The sequence below is a fragment of the Streptomyces sp. NPDC042002 genome, assembly GCF_055588305.1.
The window spans coordinates 104,782-126,884 of record NZ_JBVJCT010000014.1; the positions used below are offsets into that span (position 1 = coordinate 104,782).

Sequence of the window (22,103 nt, forward strand, 5' to 3'; positions counted from 1 at the left end):
CGGCAACCCAGCTCTCAGGTGCCACGGATCCCGGGAAATGACCTCTTAGCGTTGAGGGTGAGCAGTCAGGTGGGGGGCCTGCCCCCGAACGTAAGGGAACATCGATGATCGAGGCACATCAGCTGACGAAGCGGTACGGGGAGAAGACGGCGGTGGACCAGCTGGACTTCGTCGTGAAGCCCGGCACCGTCACCGGCTTCCTGGGCCCGAACGGAGCGGGCAAGTCCACGACCATGCGCATGATCGTCGGCCTGGACGCGCCGTCCGGCGGCAGCGTCACGGTCAACGGCAAGCACTACGCCCAGCACACCGCGCCCCTCCAGGAAGTCGGCGCTCTGCTCGAGGCCAAGTCGATCCACCCGGGCCGGTCCGCGTTCGACCACCTCATGGCCCAGGCCTACACCCACGGCATTCCGCGCCGCCGGGTGGAGGAGGTCATCGAGCTGACCGGCCTCCAGACGGTGGCCAAGAAGCGCGCGGGCGCCTTCTCCCTCGGTATGGGCCAGCGCCTCGGCATCGCCGCGGCCCTGCTCGGCGACCCGGCCACCATCATGCTCGACGAACCGGTCAACGGGCTGGACCCCGAGGGCGTGCTGTGGATCCGCAACCTGCTCACCGGGCTCGCGGCGGACGGTCGTACGGTCTTCGTCTCCTCGCACCTGATGAGCGAGATGGCGCTGGTCGCCGACCACCTGATCGTCGTCGGACGCGGACGTCTGCTGGCGGACACCACCGTGCAGGAGCTGATCCAGCAGGCCGGCGGTGACACGGTCACCGTGGCCACCGACCAGGCCGCCCGCCTGCGCGAGGTGCTGGCCGGCCCCGGCGTCGAGATCACCGGCGCGGCCGGATCCGAAGAGCTCCAGGTGACGGGTCTGACCCCGCGGGCGATCGGTCTCAAGGCCGCCGAGCACGGCATCCCGCTGTTCGAGCTCAGCTCCCGGACCGTCTCCCTCGAAGAGGCGTTCATGGATCTGACCCGCGACGCTGTCGAGTACCACGCCAGCGCCACCGTCGAGGCCCCTGGGAGGGCGGCATGAGCACCGTCACCGTCACCGACAGCCCCGCACCGGCACCGGCGCGGGCGGCCCGTCCGACGTACAAGGTCACCGGCCGCCGTGTGCTGCGCTCCGAGTGGGCGAAGCTGTGGTCGCTGCGCTCCACCTGGATCACCCTCGGCCTCGGACTGCTGTTCCTCGTCGCGTTCGGCGTGATCGCCGCCGCGCACTACAAGTCCGAGCTCGACTCCGGCCGTCCGATGCACCGCGACGACGTCGCGGCCACCGCGCTCAGCCTCTCCGTGTTCGGCACGAACTTCGCGCAGCTGGCGCTCGGTGTGCTGGGTGTGCTGATCACCGCGGGTGAGTACTCGACCGGCATGATCCGTTCCACGCTGGCCGCCGTGCCGCGCCGCCTGCCGGTGCTGTGGTCCAAGGCCTCGGTGTTCGGCCTGGTCGCCCTCGTCGTCTCCACCGTCGGCGTCTTCGTCGCGTTCACGATCGACAGCGGCGTCGTCTCCGGTACGCCCGCGGCCCTCACCATGTCCCACTCCGGCGTGGTCCGGAGCCTGCTGGGCGCGGGCCTCTACCTCGGTCTGGTCGGCGTGATCGGCACCGCCCTGGGCGCCCTGCTCCGCTCGGTCGCCGGTGGCATCTCGGTCCTGGTCGCCTCGCTGATGCTGGTGCCCGGTCTGATCTCGCTGCTGCCCAGCTCGTGGCAGGACAACATCAGCCCGTACCTGCCGAGCAACGCGGGCGAGTCGATGTTCGCGCTGACCCACGACTCGACCACCCTGTCGCCCACCGCCGGGCTCGTGGTCTTCCTCGGCTGGACCGTGCTCGCCCTGGCGGGCGCCGCCTACCGTCTCGTCCGCTCGGACGCCTGACACACCGCGCACCGCGCCGCGCCGCACGACCGGCACGGCACCCGACCGGCTCACCCGGTCCGGTGCCGTGCCGTCCGGGCACCGGGGACCGGGCACCACGACGGACCTGCGCGGTGGCGCCCGTACGACGACATGAGGAGGCGCGTACGAGGACGCGGCCGGACCCACAATGGACAGGTGAGACCCATGAACGCGGACCAGTGACTCCCATGGACATCGACGACACCGCCCCGCTCGACCCGGCGGACGACCGGCCGTTCGCCGAGGCGGACCTGCCGTGGAACCACCCGCTGGCCCGTACGCTGTCCCGTTCCGGCCGCCGGCTCAAGCAGGGCGACCGGAAGCGTCCGTGGATCCTCGACGCGGCGGTGACGGCTGTCGTGGCGCTGCTGTTCTGCGTGCCTGACCTGGTGCACGACGACGACGGCAGACACCATGGATTCGACACCCGGTTCACCCACCTGCCCTTGCCCTGGACACTCGCGCTACAGGCCGGACTCGTACTCCCCCTGCTGTGGCGGCGCAGAAGGCCGTCCCTCGCCTTCGCCGTGATCACCGCGGTGTTCATCCTCCAGCTCGCGCTGGGCGTGTTTCTGCGCGCCGACGTCGCCGTGCTGATCGCCCTCTACAGCCTGGTGCTGCACGGAGAGCTGCGACGGCTGCCCGCGGCCTGCGCGGTCACGGCCGGTGCGCTGGGGCTCGTCGCCGTACGCCTGCCGTCCGACGTGCATGTCCTGGACGCGCTGTTCTTCCTGTTCAGCACCATAACCGCGGCCGTCGCGCTCGGACTGGCGGTACGGATCCGGCGTGGCCAGCTGGCCGTCCTGCGGGACCGCGCGACCCGCCTGGAGGTCGAACGCGACCAGCGCAGCAAGCTGGCCGCCGCCGCCGAACGCACCCGCGTGGCCCGCGAGATGCACGACATCGTCGGCCACAACCTCTCCGTCATCATCACCCTCGCCGACGGCGGCGCGTACGCGAGCGACCTGGCGCCGGAACGCGGCAAGCAGGCCCTGCTGCTCATCGGTGACACCGGGCGGCAGGCGCTCGGTGAACTGCGCCGCATGCTCGGCGTCCTGCGCGAGCAGACCCAGACTCCCGCGACGCCCGAGCTGAGCCCCCAGCCGGGCATCGGGGACATCGACGGCCTGTGCGAGCGGATACGGGCCGCCGGACCGCGCGTCGTCCACCGCAGCAGTGGCGAACTGGGCACCCTGGACCGCGGCGTCCAGCTCGCCGTCTACCGCATCGTCCAGGAGGCTCTCACCAACGCCCTCAAGCACGGGGGCCCCGAGACACGCGTCGATCTCTTGGTGAGCGTCGAGGACACCCTGCTGCACATCGACGTCCACGACACCGGCCCGGGCACCGGCACCGCCCGCTCCCGGGCGCACGACGACGAAGGACACGGAATCCCCGGCATGAGAGAACGCGCGGCCCTCTACAACGGGACAGTCGTCGCGGGACCCGCCCCCGACGGCGGATGGACGCTGCGGGCCACCCTCGACCTCACCCCTCTGGACGGGACCGACCTCGCTCCGTCGGCCGCCGCGGGCGGTGCGGCGTGACCAGTGTGCTCATCGTCGACGACCAGCCGCTTCAGCGCCTCGGCTTTCGCATGCTCCTGGAGAGCACGCCGGACACCGATGTCGTCGGTGAGGCGTCCCACGGCGGCGACGCCGTCCGCCGGGCGGCCGAGCTCCGCCCGGACGTGATCCTGATGGACGTACGGATGCCCGGCATGGACGGCATCGAGGCCACCCGCCGGGTCGTCGCGTCCGGCGGCCGGTCCCGCGTCCTGATCCTGACCACCTTCGACCTGGACGAGTACGCCTACGCCGCGCTGCGCGCCGGAGCCAGCGGATTCCTCCTCAAGGACGCCCATCCGGAGGAACTGCTCGCCGGCATCCGCGCGGTCGCCGCGGGCGACGCGGTGATCGCCCCCGCCCTGACCCGCCGCCTCCTGGACACCTACGCCAAGCACCTCCCCCACGATCCGGTGACGGGAAAACCGCAGGACGACACCCGCGTACGCGCCCTCACCGAGCGGGAGTACGAGATCTTCGTCGCCATCGGCGAGGGCTGGAGCAACAGCGAGATCGCCGAGCGGCTGGTCGTGGCGGAATCCACCGTCAAGACCCATGTCGGCCGCGTCCTGTCGAAGGTCGGAGCCCGCGACCGCGTCCAGGCGGTGATCCTCGCCTACGACCTCGGCGTCGTCCGCCCGAACCCGCCCGACTGACCTCCCCGAGCCCGTTGAGGGCCGCGTACTACGGCGTCGGTGACCGGCGCATGCCTCCGCCCGGCGGACGACACGGCCGGTGGGGGCGGGGGCCGCGGCCGGTGACCGGGTCGAGCCGCATCCGAGGCGGGTGGTGCGGCGCGACACTAGGGTCGGCGGTATGACCGACGACAACCTGCGTCTCGTCACCGTGGAGCGGACCGGCACCGGGCACTTCACCGCGACGAACGCGCGTGGCGGGACCATCGCCTTCGGGACCGGCTCCGATCCGGACGGGGAGGACGCCTTCACCCCGGTCGAGCTGCTGCTCGCCGCCATCGGGGGCTGCACCGCGGCCGACGTCGATGTCGCGACCAGCCGCCACGCGGAGCCCTCGCGGTTCACCCTGACCGTGACCGGCGACAAGATCGCCGACGAGCTCGGAAACCGGATGACCGGCCTCGCGGTCACCTTCTCCGTGACGTTCCCGGACGGCGAGCCCGGCGACCGGGCCCGCGCCATCCTTCCCCGGGCCGTCAAGGCCTCCCACGACCGGCTCTGCACGGTCAGCCGCACGGTCGAGGCCGGTACCCCCGTGACCGTGACGATCGCCGACGGATGACCGCGCAGGGACCGGTCGGCCCGGCCCGGCGAAACGAACACGCGGCCGGGTGGAGTGAAGCGGCGTTTCCGGGGCAGACGCCGAACGTCGAAGACGGTGGACGCGGGACGGATCGTATGGGCCAACCGGTGAGCGAAGCGGGACAGCAGGAACAGCGGGGTGCACTCATCGAGGCGTCCGTGGCGTACGACGGTGATTCCGCGTGCATCGCCCAGGCGCGGGCGTTCACCCGCGACTTCCTGACGCGGGTGCAGGCGGTCGCCGGACTGCCCGTGTCCGCACGGGTGATGGGCATGGTGCCCCTGGTCGTCAGCGAACTGGTGACCAACGCCGTCAAGTACGCGGCCGGGCCGTGCCTGTTGTCGCTGGAGGTCGGCCAGGGCGTCGTGCGGGCGACCGTGTGGGATTCCGACCCGACCCTTCCGGTGGCGCGGGCCGCCGACGCGGGCCGGGTCGGCCAGCACGGGCTGGAAATCGTCATGGCCGTGTGCGACGCCTTCGAGGTGCACCGGGAACCCGTCGGCAAACGGATCACCGCCGTGGTGACACTGGCCGACACGCCGAACAGTGATGTGAGCCACACCGCCACCTGACGCTGGCCCCGTCACCCCCGCGCCAGTGGGGGCACGCGGCAGCGCGCGAAGTCTCCTTGGCAGCCCCGCAGGAGCGCCGTGGCAGCCCCGCGACATCGCCATGGCACGCTGAAGGACGCCTGAAGAGCCGAAACGAAATCGTGTCGCGTCACAACGGCCGGGTTGCGGGACAATGGTGAGTTCGCAGAACTCCTTCGGCAGGAAAACGGGTGGTTAACACAGTGCGGCAGGCAGGTGTACTAGACGTCGGCTGTCACAGCGCGCTGCTCACCGTGGCGCGGCGACGCGCCGGGGTCGACATGGAGCCGGTGCTGTCCCGAAAGGTACGGCTCCAACTGCACGAGACGCTCGACGCGACGGGACGTATGGACAAATCAGGCGTACGCAGTGTGCAGCGGGCCGTGGCCGAAACCCTCGCCGAGGACCGGGAGTCCTTGCCGGAGGTGTACGCGTTCGCCACGTCGGTGATTCGCGACGCGCCCAATCGCGAGGAGGTCCTCGCCCAGGTGGCCCGCGCCACCGGCACCCGGCTGAGGGTGCTGTCCGGCGAGGAGGAGGCCCGTCTGGCCTATGTGGCCGCACGCCATTGGGCAGGCGCGCGGGCCGGTTCCCTGCTGGTGCTCGACATCGGCGGCGGGACCGTGGAGATCGCGTCCGGCACGTCCAGGCAGCCCCGTACGGCCCTCTCCCTGCCGCTGGGCGCCCGCACGGTCACCCGCGACTGGAAACTGGCCGAGGCCGTGTCCTCGAAGCGACGGCTCGCCGAGGTACGCGATCACCTGAGCGACCGCCTGGCCGAGGTGGCCGAGCTGCCGCGGGCCGAGCCGGACGGGCGCGTGCTGGCCTGTTCCAAGACCTTCACCCAGCTCGCCCGCTACACCACCGCCGGCCGCGGCCGCTCCCGGGTCCCGCAGCGGCTGACCCTGGACGAAGTACGGGCCGCGGTGGGCGTGCTGGCCAGGAACGGGTCCGCCGGCCGCGGCCTTCTGCCCGGCATCTCGCGTCACCGGGCCGGTCAGTCCCTGGCCGGGGCGCTGGTCGCGGAAGCCCTGATGGAGGCCTGCCGGGCCACCAGCGTGGAGATCTCCCCCTGGTCCACCCGGGAAGGTCTGCTCCTGGAGCGTCTCGGGGCCCTGCGCTCCAAGGGTTCCGCCCACCGCTGACCCGGCCGGTCACCCGGCCGCGACGCCCCCGCGGCACCGGCTCGCGACCACCGGATCCCGTCAAACGCGTGAACAGCACCGCGCGTTGGAGACGTACGGGCCCGACGGACGGCTGGGCGGGAGCGGTTGCGAGGGCGCGCGACGATCGCGGGCCGGGAACAAACCCGTACCGCTCGATGCTGTTTTGGATAGCCCGGCGGGTGCCGGGGCGCGGAGTGTCACCTGGTGCGGTGTACCCACCGGCGGCTCTGTTCGTGGAAAGGCGTGAGAGCGATGATGGCGTCCGGACAGCGGCGATCGGGGCGGGCCGGGGCGGGCGAGTCGCCCCTGGTGACTTCTTGCGGCCGCAGGATCTCCGTGAAGGAGATGCGGCTGACCACGCCGGACCGGCCGATCGGCCGCGTCACTCTGGACGTGGGTCCCGACCAGGGCGACGAGCACGGGGTATGGGCGTCCCTCACCCCCGCCGAAGCACGTGAACTGGCCCGTCGTCTCCTCGTCCACGCCGCCCTCGTGGAACCGGCGGGGCCGCCCGACCGGGAAGCGCCCCGGGCCCACGACCTGCCTCTCGACACGACGGGGGTCGGCATGAGGGCGGCGATGGACTCCCGCTCCGGACACCCCTCCGCCTGAGCGGCGGCGGCGCCGGGCAGCCGTGGCCCGGCGCGAACGACGTGCGGGTGCCGGCCTCCCCCGGAAGAGGGGGAGGCCGGCACCCGCGTACCTGTCAGTCGGCGCCGTTCAGGGTCACGGGAACTGCGTGACCTTCGACGGGACGGTGTCCGTCCCCGAGGTGGGCGCGCCGGTGTTGTTGATGACGTGGGCGTACTGGCCCTTGCCACCCAGGGAGATCACCAGGATGTCGTGCATCTTGACCCCTGTCTTCACGGGGACCTGGAAGCCGTGCGCCTGGACGATCGTCGGGTCCGTGGTGAAGTTGCAGTAGCTTCCCAGACCCCACGCCTCGTGCACGTTGACGGAGTCGGCGACCTTGTAGGCCGCGTATCCGACGATGCCGTCGTGCGTGATGGCGGCGGCGTTGGGCACGTCGTACGCCTTCTCGTTCTGGAAGAAGATCGTGCGTCCGTTCTCGCCGTTCCACAACACGTCGTACTTGTTGAAGTGTTCGACGAACAGGCCGGTCGCCAGGACGTCGTCACCGTTGACCACGAGGCCGTAGTCGGCGCGGTTGGTGTCCCAGCCGACGCCGTCGCCGTGGTCGGCTCTCCAGAGCCAGGTGTGGTCGATCACGACGTCGTCGCTGTTGACCACGACCGAGTTGGTGGCGAGGCCGGGGCCCGCGCCGCCGATGCGCACGAACACGTCCTGCATGGTGGTGGGGTTGGCGGAGTGGTCGGCCGAGGAGCCCGCCGGACCGATCTGGAGCAGGGTGTCGGAGTTGGAGCGGCCGGCGTCGATGAGGAAACCGGCGAGCCTGACTCCGTCGACGTCCGCGACGTGCATGGCGTCGATGCCGTTGTCCGGCACGATGGTCGCGAGTCCGAGACCGAGGACGACGGTGTTGGCCCGGGTCACGTTGATGGTCTGGTCGAGGTGGTAGACACCCGGGGTGAACAGCAGGTTGAGGCCCTGGGCGAGGGCCGCGTTGATGGTCGCCGCGGTCGCGCCCGGCTTGACGACGTAGAACTGGTCCAGCGGGATCGACGAACCGGCCGTGTTGGGCCACGAGACGCCGCGGGCGTTGGTCCGCTTGGAGGGCACGAACACCTTGTAGGTGCTGCCGTCCATGTAGAGGAAGGGCTTCTCGCGGGAGACCGGGGTGGTGTCCAGGGTGGTGTACGGGCCGGAGTCGAAGTTCGTCGCCGGCGCTCCCTGGACGCCCGTGAAGGTCATGTTCCAGACGCCGTTGGTCCAGCCTCCGACCGAGCTGTCACGGGTGTACCACTGCTGCTGGGAGTACGGGCCGACCGTACCGTCGATCTTGGAGTCGGCGATGTAGCCACCAGAAGCCCAACCGTAGCCCGCCGGGGCGAGGTTGAGACCGCCCTGGACGTGGATGCGGCGGAAGGGAGCGGCCTGCGCCACCGCCCAGCGGTCGGTGCCGTTGGAGGGAGTGATCGACAGGTTCTCGGCCGAACGCCAGAAGTTCTGGGTGGCGTTGCCGTTGAACCAGCCCGCGTCCACGGTGATGTCGCCGTTGATGTGGGTGTCGTCGGGGTTGAGGCCGAGGCCCGAGACCGAGGTGTAGAAGCCGAGTTGGGCGTTGATGCCGTTGTAGGTACCCGGCTTCATCAGGAACTGGTAGCGGCCGGAACCGAACTGGTTCGACTCCTGCTGGGCGAAGACCTGGTCGAACTTGGCCTGTAGATCGGGCGTCGAGGGGTCCACGACGATGACGTTGGGCCCGAGGTCGCCGCCGCCCTGTACGGGCGGGGTGCCGCTTCCCGTACCGGTGTGGACAGCTACCTCCCACAGGGAGTACCCGTACGCGGTGCCGCGGGTCGTCCCGTAGATCCGTACGTAGCGGCCCTGGCCCGAGACGTCGTAGGACGCCGTGCCCCCGGTGCCGTCGGTGACGGTCTTGAGGGTGGTCCAGTTCTGGCCGTCCGTGGAGGCCTGGATCTGGAAGGCCTTGCCGTACGCCGCCTCCCAGTTGAGGTCGATCCGGCACAGGTCGCTGGTGGCTCCCAGGTCGACCTGGACCCACTGCGGGTCGGAGAAGGCGCTGGACCAGCGCGTTCCGGTGTTGCCGTCGAAGGCTGCCGAGGCCGGGCTCGCCGCGTTCTCGGTGGAGGAGGCGGTGGCCGTCTTGCCCTGCGCCGCGTTGGCCGTGTCGCAGGTCGCGGGCGTGGTGGTGCCGCTGGTGCCGAACACCTGGAACTCCCAGAGGGAGTAGCCGTATTGGGTGGCGCGGTGGACGCCGTACATCCGTACGTAGCGGCCCTGGCCCGAGACGTCGAGGCTGTCGGTGCCCCCGTCGCCGCCGGTCACCGTCTTGACGTCGGTCCAGGTACTGCCGTCCGGGGACGTCTGGATGCGGTAGTCACTGCCGTACGCGGTCTCCCAGTTGAGGACGACCTTGGTGATCGTGGCCGAGGCACCGAGGTCGACCTGGAGCCACTGGGTGTCCGTGGCGGCCGAGGACCACCGGGTGGCGGTGTCGCCGTCGACGGCGTAGGCGGCGGGAGTGCCGCCGTTCTCGTCCGAGGAGGACGTGGCCGTCTTGCCCTGGGACAGCGGGAGATCGGCCGCGGCGGCCGGTCTCTGCAAGGGCAGGGTGATGAGCGCGGCCATTGCGGCCAGCGCGACACCCAGGGTTCTGAGTTTCATGCCGTGACTCCATGCGGGTGGGGTGACGAGCGGAGCGGACACACTGAATCGGGAGCTGAGGACACAGCTCTGCCATGTGAGAAGGAGGGGTATGAACTGGCCTTCCAGCGCTCTTAGTTCACGGTTTGATTTAAGTAATGAACCATCAAGGTGGCAAGTCCCGCGACACGAGTTTCTTCAACTCGTGCTCGCGGAGGCCCCGTTGATGGGCCACTTCATGGGGTTTGACCTGGACGGGGGGCGTCACGGACGGACCGGAGGCCGCTCGGATCCGTCAAGGCTTGAAGGCGCGGGAGGGCGTGGAGGGGCGCGGGACACCCGGGCGGCCCGTCGCGGAACCCGCGTTCGAGAAGACTGCGAAACTCACGATCGAGGACAAACAGCCGAGGACGCACAGAAGCCGAGCGCCCGGGGGCATCCTGCCGTCGGAACGGCGGGACGCCCGCGGACACTCGGCGCGGACAGCGAGCCCGTCCGGTCCGCGGCGGCGGTCCGGACGGGCAGGGGTCATCGACGGATCAGGGCGTGATCCGCCACTGCTGGATGTAGCCCACGTCGATCGACGCGAGGTCCTGGACGCGCAGCTTCCAGGTGCCGTCGACCGGCTGTGCCGAGGCGTCCACCGTGAACGTCTGGTCCACGTTGTCGGCCGAACCCCCGCTGCGGTTCAGCAGCGAGTACACGGTGCCGTCGGGGCCGACCAGATCGACCTTCAGATCACCGCGGTAGGTGTGGATGATGTCGACGTAGACCTCGGTGCCGGCCGAGGCGTTGCCGGGCCGGCCCGTGATCGTGATCGGCGACTCGACCGCCGCGCCCAGGTCGGGAATGTCCACGCGGGTGCTGTTGGCGTAGATGTACGCGATCCGCCACTGGAAGGCCACGGACACGGTCGCGCCCGTGCTGTCGGTCACCGTGACCGTCGTGTCGCTGGTCCCGGTGGTGGTCGGGACCCCGGAGACCAGGCCGGTGTCACTGATGGCCAGGCCGTCAGGCAGTCCGGTGGCCGCGTAGGTCAGGCTCGCGTCGGTGTTGGTGGTGTACGCGTTCACCTGGAGGGACACTTCCTGGCCGACCCCGGAGGTCTGGTCGGCGACCGGGGCGACGTTGACACCCAGGGCGATACGGTCGCCGACGTTGATGCCCGCCCAGGCGTCCGCCACGGCGAGGTAGGTGTCGCTGTAGGCCCCGAAGAGATCGGCGGCGGCCTGGAGGGTGGCGACCCGCGCACCGGCGTAGTCGGTCGTCGACGTCATGTACGTCGTCAGCGCGCGGTACCAGATTCGGGCGGCGTTCTCGATGCCGATACCGGTCACGGGGAGGCCGTCATGGGTCGGACTGTCGTACGACACGCCGTTGACGGTCTTCGCGCCGCTCCCCTCGGAGAGCAGGTAGAAGAAGTGGTTCGCCGGCCCCGAGGAGTAGTGGACGTCGATGCCGCCCAGCGAGGAGTCCCAGTAGTCGCGGGAGGAACCGTCCCTGGAGGGCTTGTCCATGTAGCGCAGCGGTGTGCCGTCGCCGCGGATGTCGATCTTCTCGCCGACCAGGTAGTCGGGGACGTCGGCCGCCAGGTTCGCGTGGAACTCCACCGCCGCGGCGAAGATGTCCGACGTCGCCTCGTTGAGGCCGCCGGACTCTCCCGAGTACGTCAGGTTCGCGGTGGCGCTGGTGACGCCGTGGCTCATCTCGTGGGCCGCCACGTCCAGCGCCGTCAGCGGCTTGGCGTTGCCGGAGCCGTCGCCGTAGGTCATGCAGAAGCAGCTGTCGGACCAGAAGGCGTTGACGTAGTTGTTCCCGTAGTGGGCCCTGCTGTAGGCGGCCACACCGTCGTTGCGGATGCCGTTGCGGCCGAAGACGTCCTTGTAGTAGTCCCAGGTCGCCGCCGCTCCGTAGGCGACGTCGACACCGGCGGTCTGCCGGTCGGCCTGGGTGCCGTCGCCCCAGACATCGTTGTCATCCGTGTAGAGGGTTCCGGTGCCGGAGGTTCCCTGGTTGAGGTCGTAGGTGCGGTGGCCCGCTCGGTCCGCGTCGACCAGTTGGTACGCCGATCCGGACGGCGTGGTGGAGAGCGGCACGGCGCCGACGTACTGGCCCGTGCCCGTGCCGGTGTCCACGCCCTCGTACCGGGAGGCGACCTTGCCGTTGGCCGCGTCGGTGATGACGTGCAGCTCGCTCGGTGTGCCGTCGGGCTGGACGCCCTCGATCACCGACTCCCAGGCCAGGACCGGGCGGGCGCCCGCGGCCCAGACGACGAGCCGGGGTGCCCCGTCGACCCGGGATCGCGCGACGGCCGCCTTCCTGCCCACCGTGAGGGCCTTCGCCGCGGCGTCGGCGGCGGTGGTCCTCGGCTCGACGCTCGGCACGGTGATGGTGGACCGACTGGCCTCGGACACGGTGCTGCGGCCGTTCTTCAGATGCTCGACCAGGTCGCCGCCGACCACCGGAAGGCCCGCGAAGGTGCGCTCGTACCGCGTGTGGGTCGTACCGTCCGCGTCCTGGATGACGTCCTTGACGACGAGTTTCTCCCGCGCGCCGAGGCCGAGCCGCTTCGCGGTGGCACCCGCCGCCGCTCCCGCGCTCCGGACGAGGGCGGTGCGCCTGGCGGGCGACAGCGGGACCTGGGCGGCACCTGCCCGGGGCTGGGCGACGATCTTCGCAACGCTCCTGGCGGGAACGGGGTCCGCGGCGGCGGACGCGGAGCCCGGCTGGACGGCGAGGGCCAGTAACGAGCTCGCGGTGGTGAGGGCGAGGGCAGCGGCACGTCCGCGCCGGCGGGCGGAGAGGTGTTGCCGGTTCAAGTCGTCTCCTTCTGCGGGGGTTGACCCGGATGGAACCCTGGGCGACCGGACCGAAGGGGTCGGCCGGTCCACGGAGGGCCGGGCGGGAAGGAGCGCCGCAGGAAGTACCGCACGAAGGCGCTCGCGGACTCGGCGGCGCGTGGATCGCGAGGGGGCGGATCGTGACCGTGCGAATCGTGAGGGTGCGGACCGTGGGAGTGAGGGTGAGGGTGCGCCAGTGGGTGAGGAGGGGTGCGGGGCGCGAGGGGGTTGTGAACGAAGCGTGAACGTTCGACAGCAGAGTGACATCCCACCGATGGTCTTGTCATGGAGGCGACAAAAGATCGGCTTGAACTGACCATTGCCTAGCGCGAGTTCATCACCTCGGCCGCACCCCGGTCGGACCTGTTCGTTCGCTGTGAGATGGCTGTGAACACGACCGCCGCCGCGGACTCGTGCGGTCCGGGGCCCGGACGCCTCCTGGCGGAGAAGGGCGGGCTCCGCGGGCGGGGCGTAGCGGTCGGGACGGAGCGCGGGACCCGCGCTCGGAGGATCGGCCCTCAGAGCCGATCGGCGTGGGCGTGACTGTGGGGCAGTTCGGGTGGGCCGGGCGGACGCCGGGGCTTGCGGTCGCGCAACCAGTCGTGAACGGCGAGGCCGAGGGCGCCGAGAATGAACACGATCCCGGAACCGATGGAGATCACCACGGCGGAGCGGTAGTCGTGACGGCTCGTGCCGAGCACCACGTAGAACAGCCCCGGCAGCGCGGCCGTACCGACGGCGCCACCCAGCCGCTGGGCCGTCTGCAAGGCGCCGCCGGCCGCTCCCGCCATCCGTACGGGCACGTCCCGCAGCGTCATCGTGACGTTGGGCGAGATGACGCAGCCACTGCCCAGACCGCCGATGAACAGCACGGGAGCCGCGAACCACAGTGCGGTCCCGCCGGGAGCGAGACGCAGCACCAGCACCGCTCCGCCCAGTCCGAGAGCGACGGCGGCGAGACCGCAGACGGTCAGCAGCCGGCCCAGCCGCTCCACCAGCCGCCCGGCCACCACGGCCGCCGCGGCCGAACCGATGGCGAAGGGGGTCACCGCGAGTCCCGAGCGCAGCGGGGTGTAGCCCTGGCCGTTCTGGAAGTAGAGGGCGAACACCAGCCACACCCCGCTGAACCCCACGAAGTACAGGGCCGCGATGGCCGCTCCGGCGGCGTACCCCCGCGTGCTCGTCACCAGGCGAGGATGCAGGAGCGGCTGACCGCCGCCGGCCGCCAGGCGCCGCTCCCACCGGGCGAACGCCACGAGGAGGCCCAGCCCGACCGGGAAGAGCCACCACAGCCTTCTCATGCCGCCGGACTCGGCGAGGACCAGCGGAAGCATCATCGCGAGGACGCCGCAGCCGAGCAGCAGGACACCCCGCAGGTCCAGTCGCTCACGGCGCCCCGGAGCGACCTTGGGCAGCAGGCGCACGCCCAGCAGGAAGGCGACGGCTCCGACCGGTACGTTCACGTAGAAGATCCAGCGCCAGCCCTGGGGTCCGCCGGCGAGCATCAGGACCAGTCCGCCGATGACGGGGCCCACCGCGCTGGAGATGCCGACCGTGGCGCCGAAGAGCCCGAAGGCCCGGCCGCGCTCGGCTCCCCGGAACATCTGCTGGATGAGGGCGGAGTTCTGCGGTGCGAGGCAGCCGGCGGCCACGCCCTGCGCGAGCCGGGCCACGATCAGGAGCGTGATGGTCGGGGCGGCTCCCGCCGCGGCGCTGCACAGGACGAAGGCGGCGAGCGCGATCAGGAAGATCCGCCGCCGGCCCATCGCGTCGCCCAGCCGCCCTGCCGTCACGAGAACCAGCGCGAAGGTCAGGGCGTAGCCGGAGACGACCCACTGGATGGAGGGAGGGGTGGCGTGCAGGTCGCGCTGCATCGAGGGCAGGGCCACCGCCACGATGGTGACGTCGAGCAGACTCATGAACCCGGCGACGAGAGTGACCCACAGGGCGCGCCACCGCCGCGGATCGGCGCCTTCGGCCGCCCCCCGCGTCCCGTCCCCGCGTCCGTCTGCCTGCGTGTCCGGTCCCACGCCGGGGGCTCCTCTCCGCCGCTCCCCCACCATCTTGGGCCCGTGCGGGCATCCGGCAACACGAGATCCTGGGCGGCTCGCCCCCGTGAGCAGCGCCTCGATGACGCGGCTCGGCCAGAGCGGAGGGCGGCGGGCAGGTGTCACGGTGGGCGCCGGTGACCAGTAACCGGTCAGCGGTCAGCGGTCAGCGGTCAGCGGTCAGCGGTCAGCGGTCAGCGGTCAGCGGTCCGACGCATGGCCGTGGGGCCCGTTCCGTGGAACGGGCCCCACGTGGTTCGGTCGAGAACGACCGTGCAGACTCCCTCTACGGAGCTGTCAGCCCTTGAAGACGTCCTTCGTCTTCTCCTTGGCCTGCCGTGCGTCGCCCTTCGCCTTCTCGGCGCGGCCCTCGGCGGTCATCCGCTCGTTGCCCACGGCACGCCCGGCAGCTTCCTTCGTCTTGCCCTTGGCCTGTTCCATCTTGGCCTTGGCCTTCTCCTCGCCACCCACGATGTCTCACTTCCCCATCACGATCGACTTCGGGTGTCGAGGCATCGAGTGACCCGCGCGGCCCGCGTCAAACGTGTGGATCGAGGATCAGTACCCGGCCGCCCGGTGACCCTCCGTGGTCGCGTGCGGCTCCGGCGTGCCGGAATGGGTGGGCTGGGCCAGCCTGGATACATGGGCCGATGACGCTTCGATCCGTCCGGAGAGTCACGCCCGTCCAGGGCAGCCAGAGCGAGGACGACGTCATGGGTGATGAGGTCTACCAGCCGGGAGGCCCCGATGTCCGCGAGGACGAAGGCATCCTCGACCCTGAGGACACCCTTGAGGACCGGGGCTCGGATCCCTTCGACGAAGGGTGGTCGCCGCCCGAGCGCCCGCTCGCCGTGGAGCATCGGGGCACCACCGCGCGTGAGCAGCGTGAGGGGGAGAGCCTGGACGAGAAGCTGGCCGAGGAACGGACGGATCCGGCGCTGGAGGAGCCCGACGAGGACGACGACGCGCGCGACCTGGCGGACGATGAGGACGGGCTCCCGGACGACGAGGTGGGCGCGGACCGCGCGGAACGGATCCTGGCCCTCGACGAGGGCGCCCACGAGGACGCGGAGCACGACATGATCGCCGAGGACGCCGGCAGCGACGACGACACGGCCTCCGCGGAGGAGGCGGTCGCCCACCTGATTCCCGACGACGACATGCCGGAGCGGCTGCCGGACGAGGACGGGCGCCGCGCCCCGGAGGACGAGGTCCGCCGACTGCGTTCCGAGACGGACGTCGTTCCCTAGCGGGGTGCCGGTGCGCGGAGATCCGGAACGCGCGGACCTGAGTTCGTTACGGCACCGAAGTGGTCGTACGGCACCGAGGCGGTCGTACGGTGCCGAGGCGGTCGTACGGATACGAGATGACGGTCGGTCAGTCCTCGCCCCTGACGATGTTCCACTCGGGGGCGGACCGGTCCGTGCGGGCCGTTCGGTCGGCCGTCGCCGGAACACAGGTGCGCGGACCGCTCCGGCGCCGACGGCGCGCCATGGCCCATCCCGTTTCGGGTCGTGCGGTGGTCCTGGTGATGATGTCCGCGGTCACGGCTCTTCTTCTTCCTTCTCTGCTCGGCCCCGGTTCCTTCTCCGTTCGGGCCTCGTCGGGTCCGGCCGCTCCTGCGGCTCCGGGCTGTCAGTATCGGGTCCCCCTCCGTCACGCGGGGAAACCCGTGGCAGCCACGGGCGTCGTACGCGGCCGGGTACGCCGGTTTGCGATGCCGTCCGCCAGGCCACACGGTGAGGAACGGAGGCGCGGCCCGCCGCGCCGCGGCACGGAGCGCCCCGAGAGGACGGCGACGATGATGTTCAAGGGCAACGCGAAGGCGAAGCAGATCAAGGGCAAGGTGAAGGAGTCCGTCGGAAAGGTGTTGGGCGACACCTCGGTGCAAAGGGCGGGGCGCCGTGATCAACTGCGCGGCAAGGCCCAGGAGATGACGGAGAAGACCACGGCACGCGTGCGCGGGTGGACGAAGCACTGACCATGACGCTTCAGCGTCCCGCCGCTCCTGCTTCGGATCGCGCGGCCCGCGACTCCCGCGGGCCGCGCGATCCGAAGGGACCGCCCCATGAGGTGCGCCTTATCTGGTACTACAAATAGCGCCTATATGATGGTATTGGGATTTTCCGCCCGATGTGCGGCGTCCGCCGCCACGACCGGAGACACCTTGCCGCGGCAGAACCCGCCGGACGGCCGCCGGACCGGCGACAAGGCGCACCGCGCCGCACACGGGCAGATCGACCGGCGCTGAGACATCACAGCCGGTGAAGGGAGGCACCGTGACTGTGGTGCCGCGGACTCGAGGCGGCCTCACCGGCGGGAGCCAGGAGGAGAGGGTCGCGCAAGGGTGGCGACCGGCCCGGCGCTCCTCCCAGTGGGAGAGAAGCGCGTCTCACGCGGAGGAGTGAGCCATGGCCGTCCACGTCTACTCGATCACCTTCAAGGACCGTCCGCTCCGCCTCGACGACCTTGAAGGCGTCGGACCGTCGCCCGCCCGGCTGCGTACAGTGACCGCGGGTCCGCTCTGCGCTGTGGTGAGTGACGCGCCGGAGCAACCGCCCGTCGGACAGCAGGACATCGGGACGGACCGCGACATCGAGACGCACCAAGCGGTCCAGAAGCGTCTGATGGCGGACGGCACCGTCCTTCCCCTGAGGTTCGGCTGCACCGCTCCGGACGACGAAGCGGTCCGGCTCGCGCTGGAGGAACGTGCGGACGACTACGCCGACCGGCTCGGCCAGTTGGAGGGCTGCGTCGAGTACCACCTCAAGGCGTCGCAGGACGAGGAGATGCTGCTGCGGGAGATCCTCTCGGAGTCCGAGACGGCCCGGCGGCTCAACGACCGGATCAACGCCGGCACGGCCGACCCCGACACGGCTCCGCGTCTCGGCGAGCTGGTCGCCGCGGAAACGCGGGCCCGGCAGGAGGCCTTGGCGTCGGGCGTGGTCGAGGCGCTCCGCCCGTTCGCCCGGAAGATCGACTCCACCCGGGCGGACGGAGGAGACTTCCTGAGCGTCTCCTTCCTGGTGAACGAGGAACAGGACGAACTGTTCCTGGCAACGGAGTTGAGCCTCGCCCACCAGATGGGCGAGGGCTTCGACTTCCAGCTCGACGGTCCGCTTCCTCCGTACAGCTTCAGCTGACGGAGACGTCTCAGCATCGGGCACAGCACCCCGGACCCTCCGAGCGGGCCCGTCACCCGGCGTGAGCCGGACACGGCTCCACTTCGCCGCTTCGGGGCCTGGGCGCGAAAGATCCGGACCGCCGGAGCCGACGAACCCGAAGTGGGCCGTCCGGCCAGTGACTTCATCCTCCGGTCCGGCTCCAACGACGACATCCTCACGTAGCCGCCCGCCCCCTGCGCACGCAGCGCCGGTGCCGTGGCGGGACCCGTCAAGCTCCGCCTCCGCCCCCCGTATCCCGTGTTCATCCCATCAGTGATCCGTCCCCGCAGGTCACAGGCGCGTGACTGTCCCGGCGTCCCAACCCGGGCCGGAGGATCCGGCCTTCGGGAGAGCCGCTGCCAGCATGGCCCCTGCCGGGGACTCCCGGCGACTCACACGAGGGGGAACACCAGATGGGACAAAGGACGCTTCTGCGGGGTCTGACCCTCGCCGTAGCAGCGGTCCTGCCCCTGTACGGGCCGACGGCGGTGCAGGCGGCGGAGTCCGCAGCCGCCGCGGTCGCGGTCTGCGGGCACACGAGCGCACAGCCCACGCTACAGCGGGGATCGACGGGGGACTCGGCGGTCGAGGCGCAGTGCGAACTCGATCTGGCGACGAAGCCGAGCCGGTACACGCCGATCGCGGCGGACGGCTCGTTCGGGGCAGGGACCGAGACGCGCGTCAAGGAGTTCCAGCGGTGTGCCGGGCTGGGCGTGGACGGTGTGCTCGGCCCGCAGACCTGGGCGGCGCTGAACACCTGGGCCGCCCAGCCGCACACCTGCGCGACCCAGGGCACGTCGAGCACGGCGCAGACGACCGTGTGCGGCCATACCGACGCGCGCCCGACACTGCAACAGGGCGCGAAGGGCGTCGAAGTCAAGGAGTTGCAGTGCCGTCTGAACCTGGCCATGGATCCGTTCCACTATGCGCCGCTGACGATCGACGGCGACTTCGGGGGCGGGACCGCGTCCCGGGTCATCGAGCTCCAGCACTGCGCCAACCTCGGTGCCGACGGCGTCGCGGGCCCGAACACCTGGGCGAAGTTGGTGGACTGGTCCAGTCGTAACACGTACTGCACGCCGCCGCGCCCCGCCGGCTACCCGATCGACGGCCTGGACACAGCCAAGTACCAGCACCCGGGCGGCGCGCCGATCGACTGGAAGGCCGTACGGGCCTCGGGTGTCGAGTTCGCGACGGTCAAGGCCACCCGGGGTCTGAACGTCACCGACGAATACCTCGCCACCGACCTTCAGGGGGCCTGGGCCGCGGGACTGGCAGTCGCGCCCTACCACTTCTACACGGGCACAGCGCAGGACACGGGTGCCGCGCAGGCCGACCGGTTCATCGCCGCGGTGCGGGCGACCGGTTACACCGGGCAGCGTGCGGGCGACCTGCCGCCGGTATTCGACCTGGAGCGCATGGACGACGGCAGTGGGCGCTGCCCCACCTACGGCACGGTGGACGACGCCAAGGCCTGGCTCGACCGGGTGGAGGCGGCCTTCGGCCGCACTCCGATCATCTACACCCAGAAGTCCTTCCTGGACGACTGCCTGGGTTCGACCACCGCCTTCGCCCGGTATCCGCTGCAACTCGCGGACTACCGCCAGTCGATCACCCAGCCGCCAGTGCCGAACGGCTCGACGACCTGGGCGATGTGGCAGTACACCGACGCCGCGCTGTTCCCGGGCCTCCGGGCACCGGCGACCGGGGACGTGTTCAACGGCACCCAGGCCGATCTGGACCGGCTGGCCAACCGGTGACCCCGGCCGTACCGGGGAACGTCCCCATGACCGGCGGGTTCGCACGCGCGTCCTTCGTCGCCCCGCTCCTCACCCCGGGCGCCACCCCGCACATCGCCTTCTGACCCCCCTCACCCGAACGGAGACCATCATGATCAAAAGCAGGGCGTTCGCCTCGGTTCTGTTCACCGCGGCCGCGCTGCTGGGAGTGGGCGTCGCGCCCGCCTCCGCGCAGCCCTCGACCGCCGCGGTCAGCTGCTACGGCGGCGCCAGGACGCTGACGTACCACTACCAGTCAGCCGCCAAGGAGTACGGCACCTACACCACGTCCTCGCGGTGCGGTGACATCAACGTGCGACTCAGCGCGAGCACGCCGGACGGGGCGTACCTGGACGCCTGTGTGGTGTTCGTCGACCACACCACCAAGTGCAACAACGACGACGCCTACACCACGCACGGCACCGAGTGGGGAACTGTCGCCACCGACGTCAAGGACGGCACTCACTTCGTGCTGCGCGTGCACGCCTATGACATCGACGCGCAGAACGTCACCTTCCAGCTCGCCTACTGACCTCTTTCCGCACCACCGTTCCCCGAAAGGGCGATTGATGACTTCCTCCTTCCGTCCCATGGACCGCCGGGCCATGCTGCGTGGCACGCTGGCCGCCGGCGCCGGCATCGCGTTCGGCCAGCTGCTGTTCTCGGGTGTCGCACAGGCCTATTCGTGGTCGCGCACCCTGGGACAGGGCGACACCGGGGCCGACGTGACCGAGCTGCAGATCAGGATCGCGGGCTGGGCGGCGGACAGCGCCGGCCACAGCCGGGTCGGCGTCGACGGGGACTTCGGCGCCGGCACGGCCGCGGCGGTGAAGCGGTTCCAGGCGGCCTACGGTCTCACCGCCGACGCCAGCGTCGGGCCCAACACCCAGGCGAAGCTCAACGCGCTGGAGCAGTCGGACGGCTCCACGCTCCACTTCAACTGGAGCGAGTTCGTCGACCAGTCGACCGGCAACTTCAACGGCGGCAAGCTGACCGCGGCGCAGGTGAAGGAGAACGCCCGCCGCTGCATGTACAAGCTGGAGGCGCTGCGCAAGAAGCTGGGCGACAAGCCGATCACCGTCAACTCCGGCTTCCGCAGCATCGCGCACAACGCCGACATCGGCGGGGCCAGCGACAGCATGCACCTGTACGGCACCGCGGCCGACCTCGACGTGCCCGGCGTGGCCACGAAGACCGTCTACCAGAAGGCGGAGACCTGCGGGTTCTCCGGGCTGGAGACGTACACCGTCGACCACCAGCACGTCGACAGCAGGGCCGACCTCGGCCGCGACTGGTGGTGGGAGGACGGCACGGTCTGAGGCCGCCGCGGGGGATCCTGAACCGGAGCCCCGGGTACCGCCGCGGCGGTACCCGGGGCTCCGGGCTTCAGCCCTTCGGTTCGTCCTTCAACGCCGCCTCGCAGGAGGGCCAGTCGTGGAAGTCGTGCCGGACGCTCCACAGACGGTGGGCCGCCTTGATGTTCCACTCCGGATCGAACGCCCGCAGCGGCGTGCCGTCGAGTTCCCGCAGGCGGGCGTCGGAGATCTGGAACACGCCCCAGTTGCGGCTGCCGTTGGTGTTGGGCAGTACCCACAGCGGGTCGAGGAACGACGCGCAGCGGGCGATGGCCACGGCCTCGTCGGGATCCTCGACGAACACCGCACGGATCCGCTCGGCCACCCTGGCAGGCGACCAGGTCGACATGTCCACCTTCTGCGCGTAGAGCGCGTTCTTGGTGTCCTCGTCGACCACGCTGCTGGCCGGCACACCCGCCAGCACCTGGAACGCGGTCAGTCTGCGGAGCGTCTCCGGGCCGAAGTCCCCGTCGACGGCGAGCCTGCCTTTCGCCCGCACCAACAGGGTCTGGACCTCGCGCACGCACTCGTCGTGCTGCCCCATGCTCACCGACTTGCACGCGGAGGAGCGCAGCAGCCGGTCACCCGCGGCCGACGCGCCGCCGGTGCTGCTGTCGGGCATCCACACGAAGCCAGCCACCAGCACCACCGCGACCAGGGCGGCCAGTATCGCGAGACGGGAGGACCATTTCTCGGGCACCCGGTACCGTCGCGGCGTCCCGGTCTCGTCGAGGGTGATCTCCGGTGGGGTGACGTCGTCCGGTCCGGGGCCCGCCTGAGCGGGCAGGACAGGTTCGCCCGGCTCCGGTTCCGGCTCCGGCTCCGGCTCCGAGTTGTCCTTGGCCGTCACGGCCAGCGTGTCCCTGTCGGTGTCCGCCAGCGCCCACAGCCGGTGGAGTTCGCGGAGTTCCTCCGCGCTGGCACCGCACACCTTGGCGAAGGCGTGCACCACCCGGTAGTCCGCGGGAACGCTGAGACCGGAGCAGTACCGGTGCAGACTGGAACCGCTGACACCCGCCTCCTTGCCGAGGCGGTCGTAGCCCCGGCCGCTGCGGTCCTTCAGCATCCGAAGACAGGCTGCGAACTTTTCGGGATGCGGAGAGGCAACCACACGACCACCCTTGCTCAAACCTCTACTGACGGGTAGAAGCTACACCGCGCGAA

General features: G+C 70.7%; 20 protein-coding genes. 14 read left to right on the forward strand and 6 right to left on the reverse strand.

Annotated features, from left to right (window positions below):
• The first annotated feature begins 104 nt into the window (after positions 1-104).
• The 8 genes from ACZ6KY_RS21860 to ACZ6KY_RS21895 all read left to right on the forward strand — a co-directional run bounded on the left by ACZ6KY_RS21860 (position 105) and on the right by ACZ6KY_RS21895 (position 7,117).
• Positions 105-1,040 (forward strand): ABC transporter ATP-binding protein, encoded by a 936-nt coding sequence (locus ACZ6KY_RS21860; protein WP_469311957.1) that lies wholly within the window; start codon positions 105-107, stop codon positions 1,038-1,040.
• Positions 1,037-1,885, forward strand: coding sequence for an ABC transporter permease (locus ACZ6KY_RS21865; protein WP_469311958.1), 849 nt, complete (start codon positions 1,037-1,039; stop codon positions 1,883-1,885). The genes ACZ6KY_RS21860 and ACZ6KY_RS21865 overlap by 4 nt, the downstream gene beginning before the upstream one ends.
• Positions 1,886-2,094: 209 nt before the next feature.
• Positions 2,095-3,453: a sensor histidine kinase gene (locus ACZ6KY_RS21870; RefSeq protein ID WP_469311959.1), complete on the forward strand. Its 1,359-nt coding sequence runs from the start codon at positions 2,095-2,097 to the stop codon at positions 3,451-3,453.
• On the forward strand, positions 3,450-4,127 hold the full coding sequence (locus ACZ6KY_RS21875; protein ID WP_401336077.1) for a response regulator: 678 nt from the start codon (positions 3,450-3,452) through the stop codon (positions 4,125-4,127). Before ACZ6KY_RS21870 ends, ACZ6KY_RS21875 begins: the two co-directional genes overlap by 4 nt.
• Positions 4,128-4,287: 160 nt before the next feature.
• Positions 4,288-4,728, forward strand: coding sequence for an OsmC family protein (locus ACZ6KY_RS21880; protein ID WP_469311960.1), 441 nt, complete (start codon positions 4,288-4,290; stop codon positions 4,726-4,728).
• A 116-nt stretch (positions 4,729-4,844) separates the two neighbouring features.
• Positions 4,845-5,321 (forward strand): ATP-binding protein, encoded by a 477-nt coding sequence (locus ACZ6KY_RS21885; protein ID WP_469311961.1) that lies wholly within the window; start codon positions 4,845-4,847, stop codon positions 5,319-5,321.
• A gap of 209 nt (positions 5,322-5,530) precedes the next feature.
• Positions 5,531-6,484 (forward strand): Ppx/GppA phosphatase family protein, encoded by a 954-nt coding sequence (locus ACZ6KY_RS21890; RefSeq protein ID WP_469311962.1) that lies wholly within the window; start codon positions 5,531-5,533, stop codon positions 6,482-6,484.
• Positions 6,485-6,850: 366 nt separating this feature from the next.
• Positions 6,851-7,117, forward strand: coding sequence for a hypothetical protein (locus tag ACZ6KY_RS21895; RefSeq protein ID WP_469311963.1), 267 nt, complete (start codon positions 6,851-6,853; stop codon positions 7,115-7,117).
• Between the two features lie 114 nt (positions 7,118-7,231).
• Here the strand turns inward: ACZ6KY_RS21895 and ACZ6KY_RS21900 are convergent, their stop codons facing one another.
• The 4 genes from ACZ6KY_RS21900 to ACZ6KY_RS21915 form a co-directional block, all read right to left on the reverse strand.
• Positions 7,232-9,775 carry a discoidin domain-containing protein gene (locus tag ACZ6KY_RS21900; RefSeq protein WP_469311964.1) on the reverse strand — a complete coding sequence of 848 codons (2,544 nt, stop codon included), beginning with the start codon at positions 9,773-9,775 and terminating at the stop codon, positions 7,232-7,234.
• A gap of 518 nt (positions 9,776-10,293) precedes the next feature.
• The gene (locus tag ACZ6KY_RS21905; RefSeq protein ID WP_469311965.1) at positions 10,294-12,573 is read right to left on the reverse strand and encodes a M4 family metallopeptidase; all 2,280 of its coding nucleotides are present in this window, start codon (positions 12,571-12,573) and stop codon (positions 10,294-10,296) included.
• A gap of 539 nt (positions 12,574-13,112) precedes the next feature.
• The gene (locus tag ACZ6KY_RS21910; RefSeq protein ID WP_469311966.1) at positions 13,113-14,657 is read right to left on the reverse strand and encodes an MFS transporter; all 1,545 of its coding nucleotides are present in this window, start codon (positions 14,655-14,657) and stop codon (positions 13,113-13,115) included.
• Positions 14,658-14,939: 282 nt separating this feature from the next.
• Positions 14,940-15,113, reverse strand: coding sequence for a CsbD family protein (locus tag ACZ6KY_RS21915; protein WP_328551817.1), 174 nt, complete (start codon positions 15,111-15,113; stop codon positions 14,940-14,942).
• A gap of 179 nt (positions 15,114-15,292) precedes the next feature.
• Here ACZ6KY_RS21915 and ACZ6KY_RS21920 point away from each other — a divergent pair, with 179 nt between their 5' ends.
• Positions 15,293-15,892 (forward strand): DUF5709 domain-containing protein, encoded by a 600-nt coding sequence (locus tag ACZ6KY_RS21920; protein WP_469311967.1) that lies wholly within the window; start codon positions 15,293-15,295, stop codon positions 15,890-15,892.
• 127 nt (positions 15,893-16,019) lie between these two features.
• Here ACZ6KY_RS21920 and ACZ6KY_RS21925 read toward each other — a convergent pair whose 3' ends face one another.
• Positions 16,020-16,190, reverse strand: a complete 171-nt coding sequence (locus tag ACZ6KY_RS21925) for a hypothetical protein (protein ID WP_469311968.1) — start codon at positions 16,188-16,190, stop codon at positions 16,020-16,022.
• 253 nt (positions 16,191-16,443) lie between these two features.
• Here ACZ6KY_RS21925 and ACZ6KY_RS21930 point away from each other — a divergent pair, with 253 nt between their 5' ends.
• The 5 genes from ACZ6KY_RS21930 to ACZ6KY_RS21950 all read left to right on the forward strand — a co-directional run bounded on the left by ACZ6KY_RS21930 (position 16,444) and on the right by ACZ6KY_RS21950 (position 20,903).
• Positions 16,444-16,623: a CsbD family protein gene (locus tag ACZ6KY_RS21930; RefSeq protein WP_469311969.1), complete on the forward strand. Its 180-nt coding sequence runs from the start codon at positions 16,444-16,446 to the stop codon at positions 16,621-16,623.
• Between the two features lie 430 nt (positions 16,624-17,053).
• Positions 17,054-17,785 (forward strand): GvpL/GvpF family gas vesicle protein, encoded by a 732-nt coding sequence (locus tag ACZ6KY_RS21935; protein WP_469311970.1) that lies wholly within the window; start codon positions 17,054-17,056, stop codon positions 17,783-17,785.
• A gap of 434 nt (positions 17,786-18,219) precedes the next feature.
• On the forward strand, positions 18,220-19,566 hold the full coding sequence (locus tag ACZ6KY_RS21940; protein ID WP_469311971.1) for a GH25 family lysozyme: 1,347 nt from the start codon (positions 18,220-18,222) through the stop codon (positions 19,564-19,566).
• 130 nt (positions 19,567-19,696) lie between these two features.
• Positions 19,697-20,116 carry a hypothetical protein gene (locus tag ACZ6KY_RS21945; RefSeq protein WP_469311972.1) on the forward strand — a complete coding sequence of 140 codons (420 nt, stop codon included), beginning with the start codon at positions 19,697-19,699 and terminating at the stop codon, positions 20,114-20,116.
• A 37-nt stretch (positions 20,117-20,153) separates the two neighbouring features.
• On the forward strand, positions 20,154-20,903 hold the full coding sequence (locus ACZ6KY_RS21950) for a D-Ala-D-Ala carboxypeptidase family metallohydrolase (RefSeq protein WP_469311973.1): 750 nt from the start codon (positions 20,154-20,156) through the stop codon (positions 20,901-20,903).
• A 67-nt stretch (positions 20,904-20,970) separates the two neighbouring features.
• Here ACZ6KY_RS21950 and ACZ6KY_RS21955 read toward each other — a convergent pair whose 3' ends face one another.
• Positions 20,971-22,050 carry a helix-turn-helix domain-containing protein gene (locus ACZ6KY_RS21955; protein ID WP_469311974.1) on the reverse strand — a complete coding sequence of 360 codons (1,080 nt, stop codon included), beginning with the start codon at positions 22,048-22,050 and terminating at the stop codon, positions 20,971-20,973.
• Between the last annotated feature and the right edge of the window lie 53 nt (positions 22,051-22,103).

What these genes read in the sequence shown, in the direction of transcription:
- ACZ6KY_RS21860 (WP_469311957.1), top strand. Translation starts at nt 105, where the DNA reads ATGATCGAGGCACATCAGCTGACGAAGCGGTACGGGGAGAAGACGGCG.
- ACZ6KY_RS21865 (WP_469311958.1), top strand. Translation starts at nt 1,037, where the DNA reads ATGAGCACCGTCACCGTCACCGACAGCCCCGCACCGGCACCGGCGCGG.
- ACZ6KY_RS21870 (WP_469311959.1), top strand. Translation starts at nt 2,095, where the DNA reads ATGGACATCGACGACACCGCCCCGCTCGACCCGGCGGACGACCGGCCG.
- ACZ6KY_RS21880 (WP_469311960.1), top strand. Translation starts at nt 4,288, where the DNA reads ATGACCGACGACAACCTGCGTCTCGTCACCGTGGAGCGGACCGGCACC.
- ACZ6KY_RS21885 (WP_469311961.1), top strand. Translation starts at nt 4,845, where the DNA reads ATGGGCCAACCGGTGAGCGAAGCGGGACAGCAGGAACAGCGGGGTGCA.
- ACZ6KY_RS21895 (WP_469311963.1), top strand. Translation starts at nt 6,851, where the DNA reads ATGCGGCTGACCACGCCGGACCGGCCGATCGGCCGCGTCACTCTGGAC.
- ACZ6KY_RS21900 (WP_469311964.1), bottom strand. Translation starts at nt 9,775, where the DNA reads ATGAAACTCAGAACCCTGGGTGTCGCGCTGGCCGCAATGGCCGCGCTC.
- ACZ6KY_RS21910 (WP_469311966.1), bottom strand. Translation starts at nt 14,657, where the DNA reads ATGGTGGGGGAGCGGCGGAGAGGAGCCCCCGGCGTGGGACCGGACACG.
- ACZ6KY_RS21920 (WP_469311967.1), top strand. Translation starts at nt 15,293, where the DNA reads ATGACGCTTCGATCCGTCCGGAGAGTCACGCCCGTCCAGGGCAGCCAG.
- ACZ6KY_RS21930 (WP_469311969.1), top strand. Translation starts at nt 16,444, where the DNA reads ATGATGTTCAAGGGCAACGCGAAGGCGAAGCAGATCAAGGGCAAGGTG.
- ACZ6KY_RS21935 (WP_469311970.1), top strand. Translation starts at nt 17,054, where the DNA reads ATGGCCGTCCACGTCTACTCGATCACCTTCAAGGACCGTCCGCTCCGC.
- ACZ6KY_RS21940 (WP_469311971.1), top strand. Translation starts at nt 18,220, where the DNA reads ATGGGACAAAGGACGCTTCTGCGGGGTCTGACCCTCGCCGTAGCAGCG.
- ACZ6KY_RS21945 (WP_469311972.1), top strand. Translation starts at nt 19,697, where the DNA reads ATGATCAAAAGCAGGGCGTTCGCCTCGGTTCTGTTCACCGCGGCCGCG.
- ACZ6KY_RS21950 (WP_469311973.1), top strand. Translation starts at nt 20,154, where the DNA reads ATGACTTCCTCCTTCCGTCCCATGGACCGCCGGGCCATGCTGCGTGGC.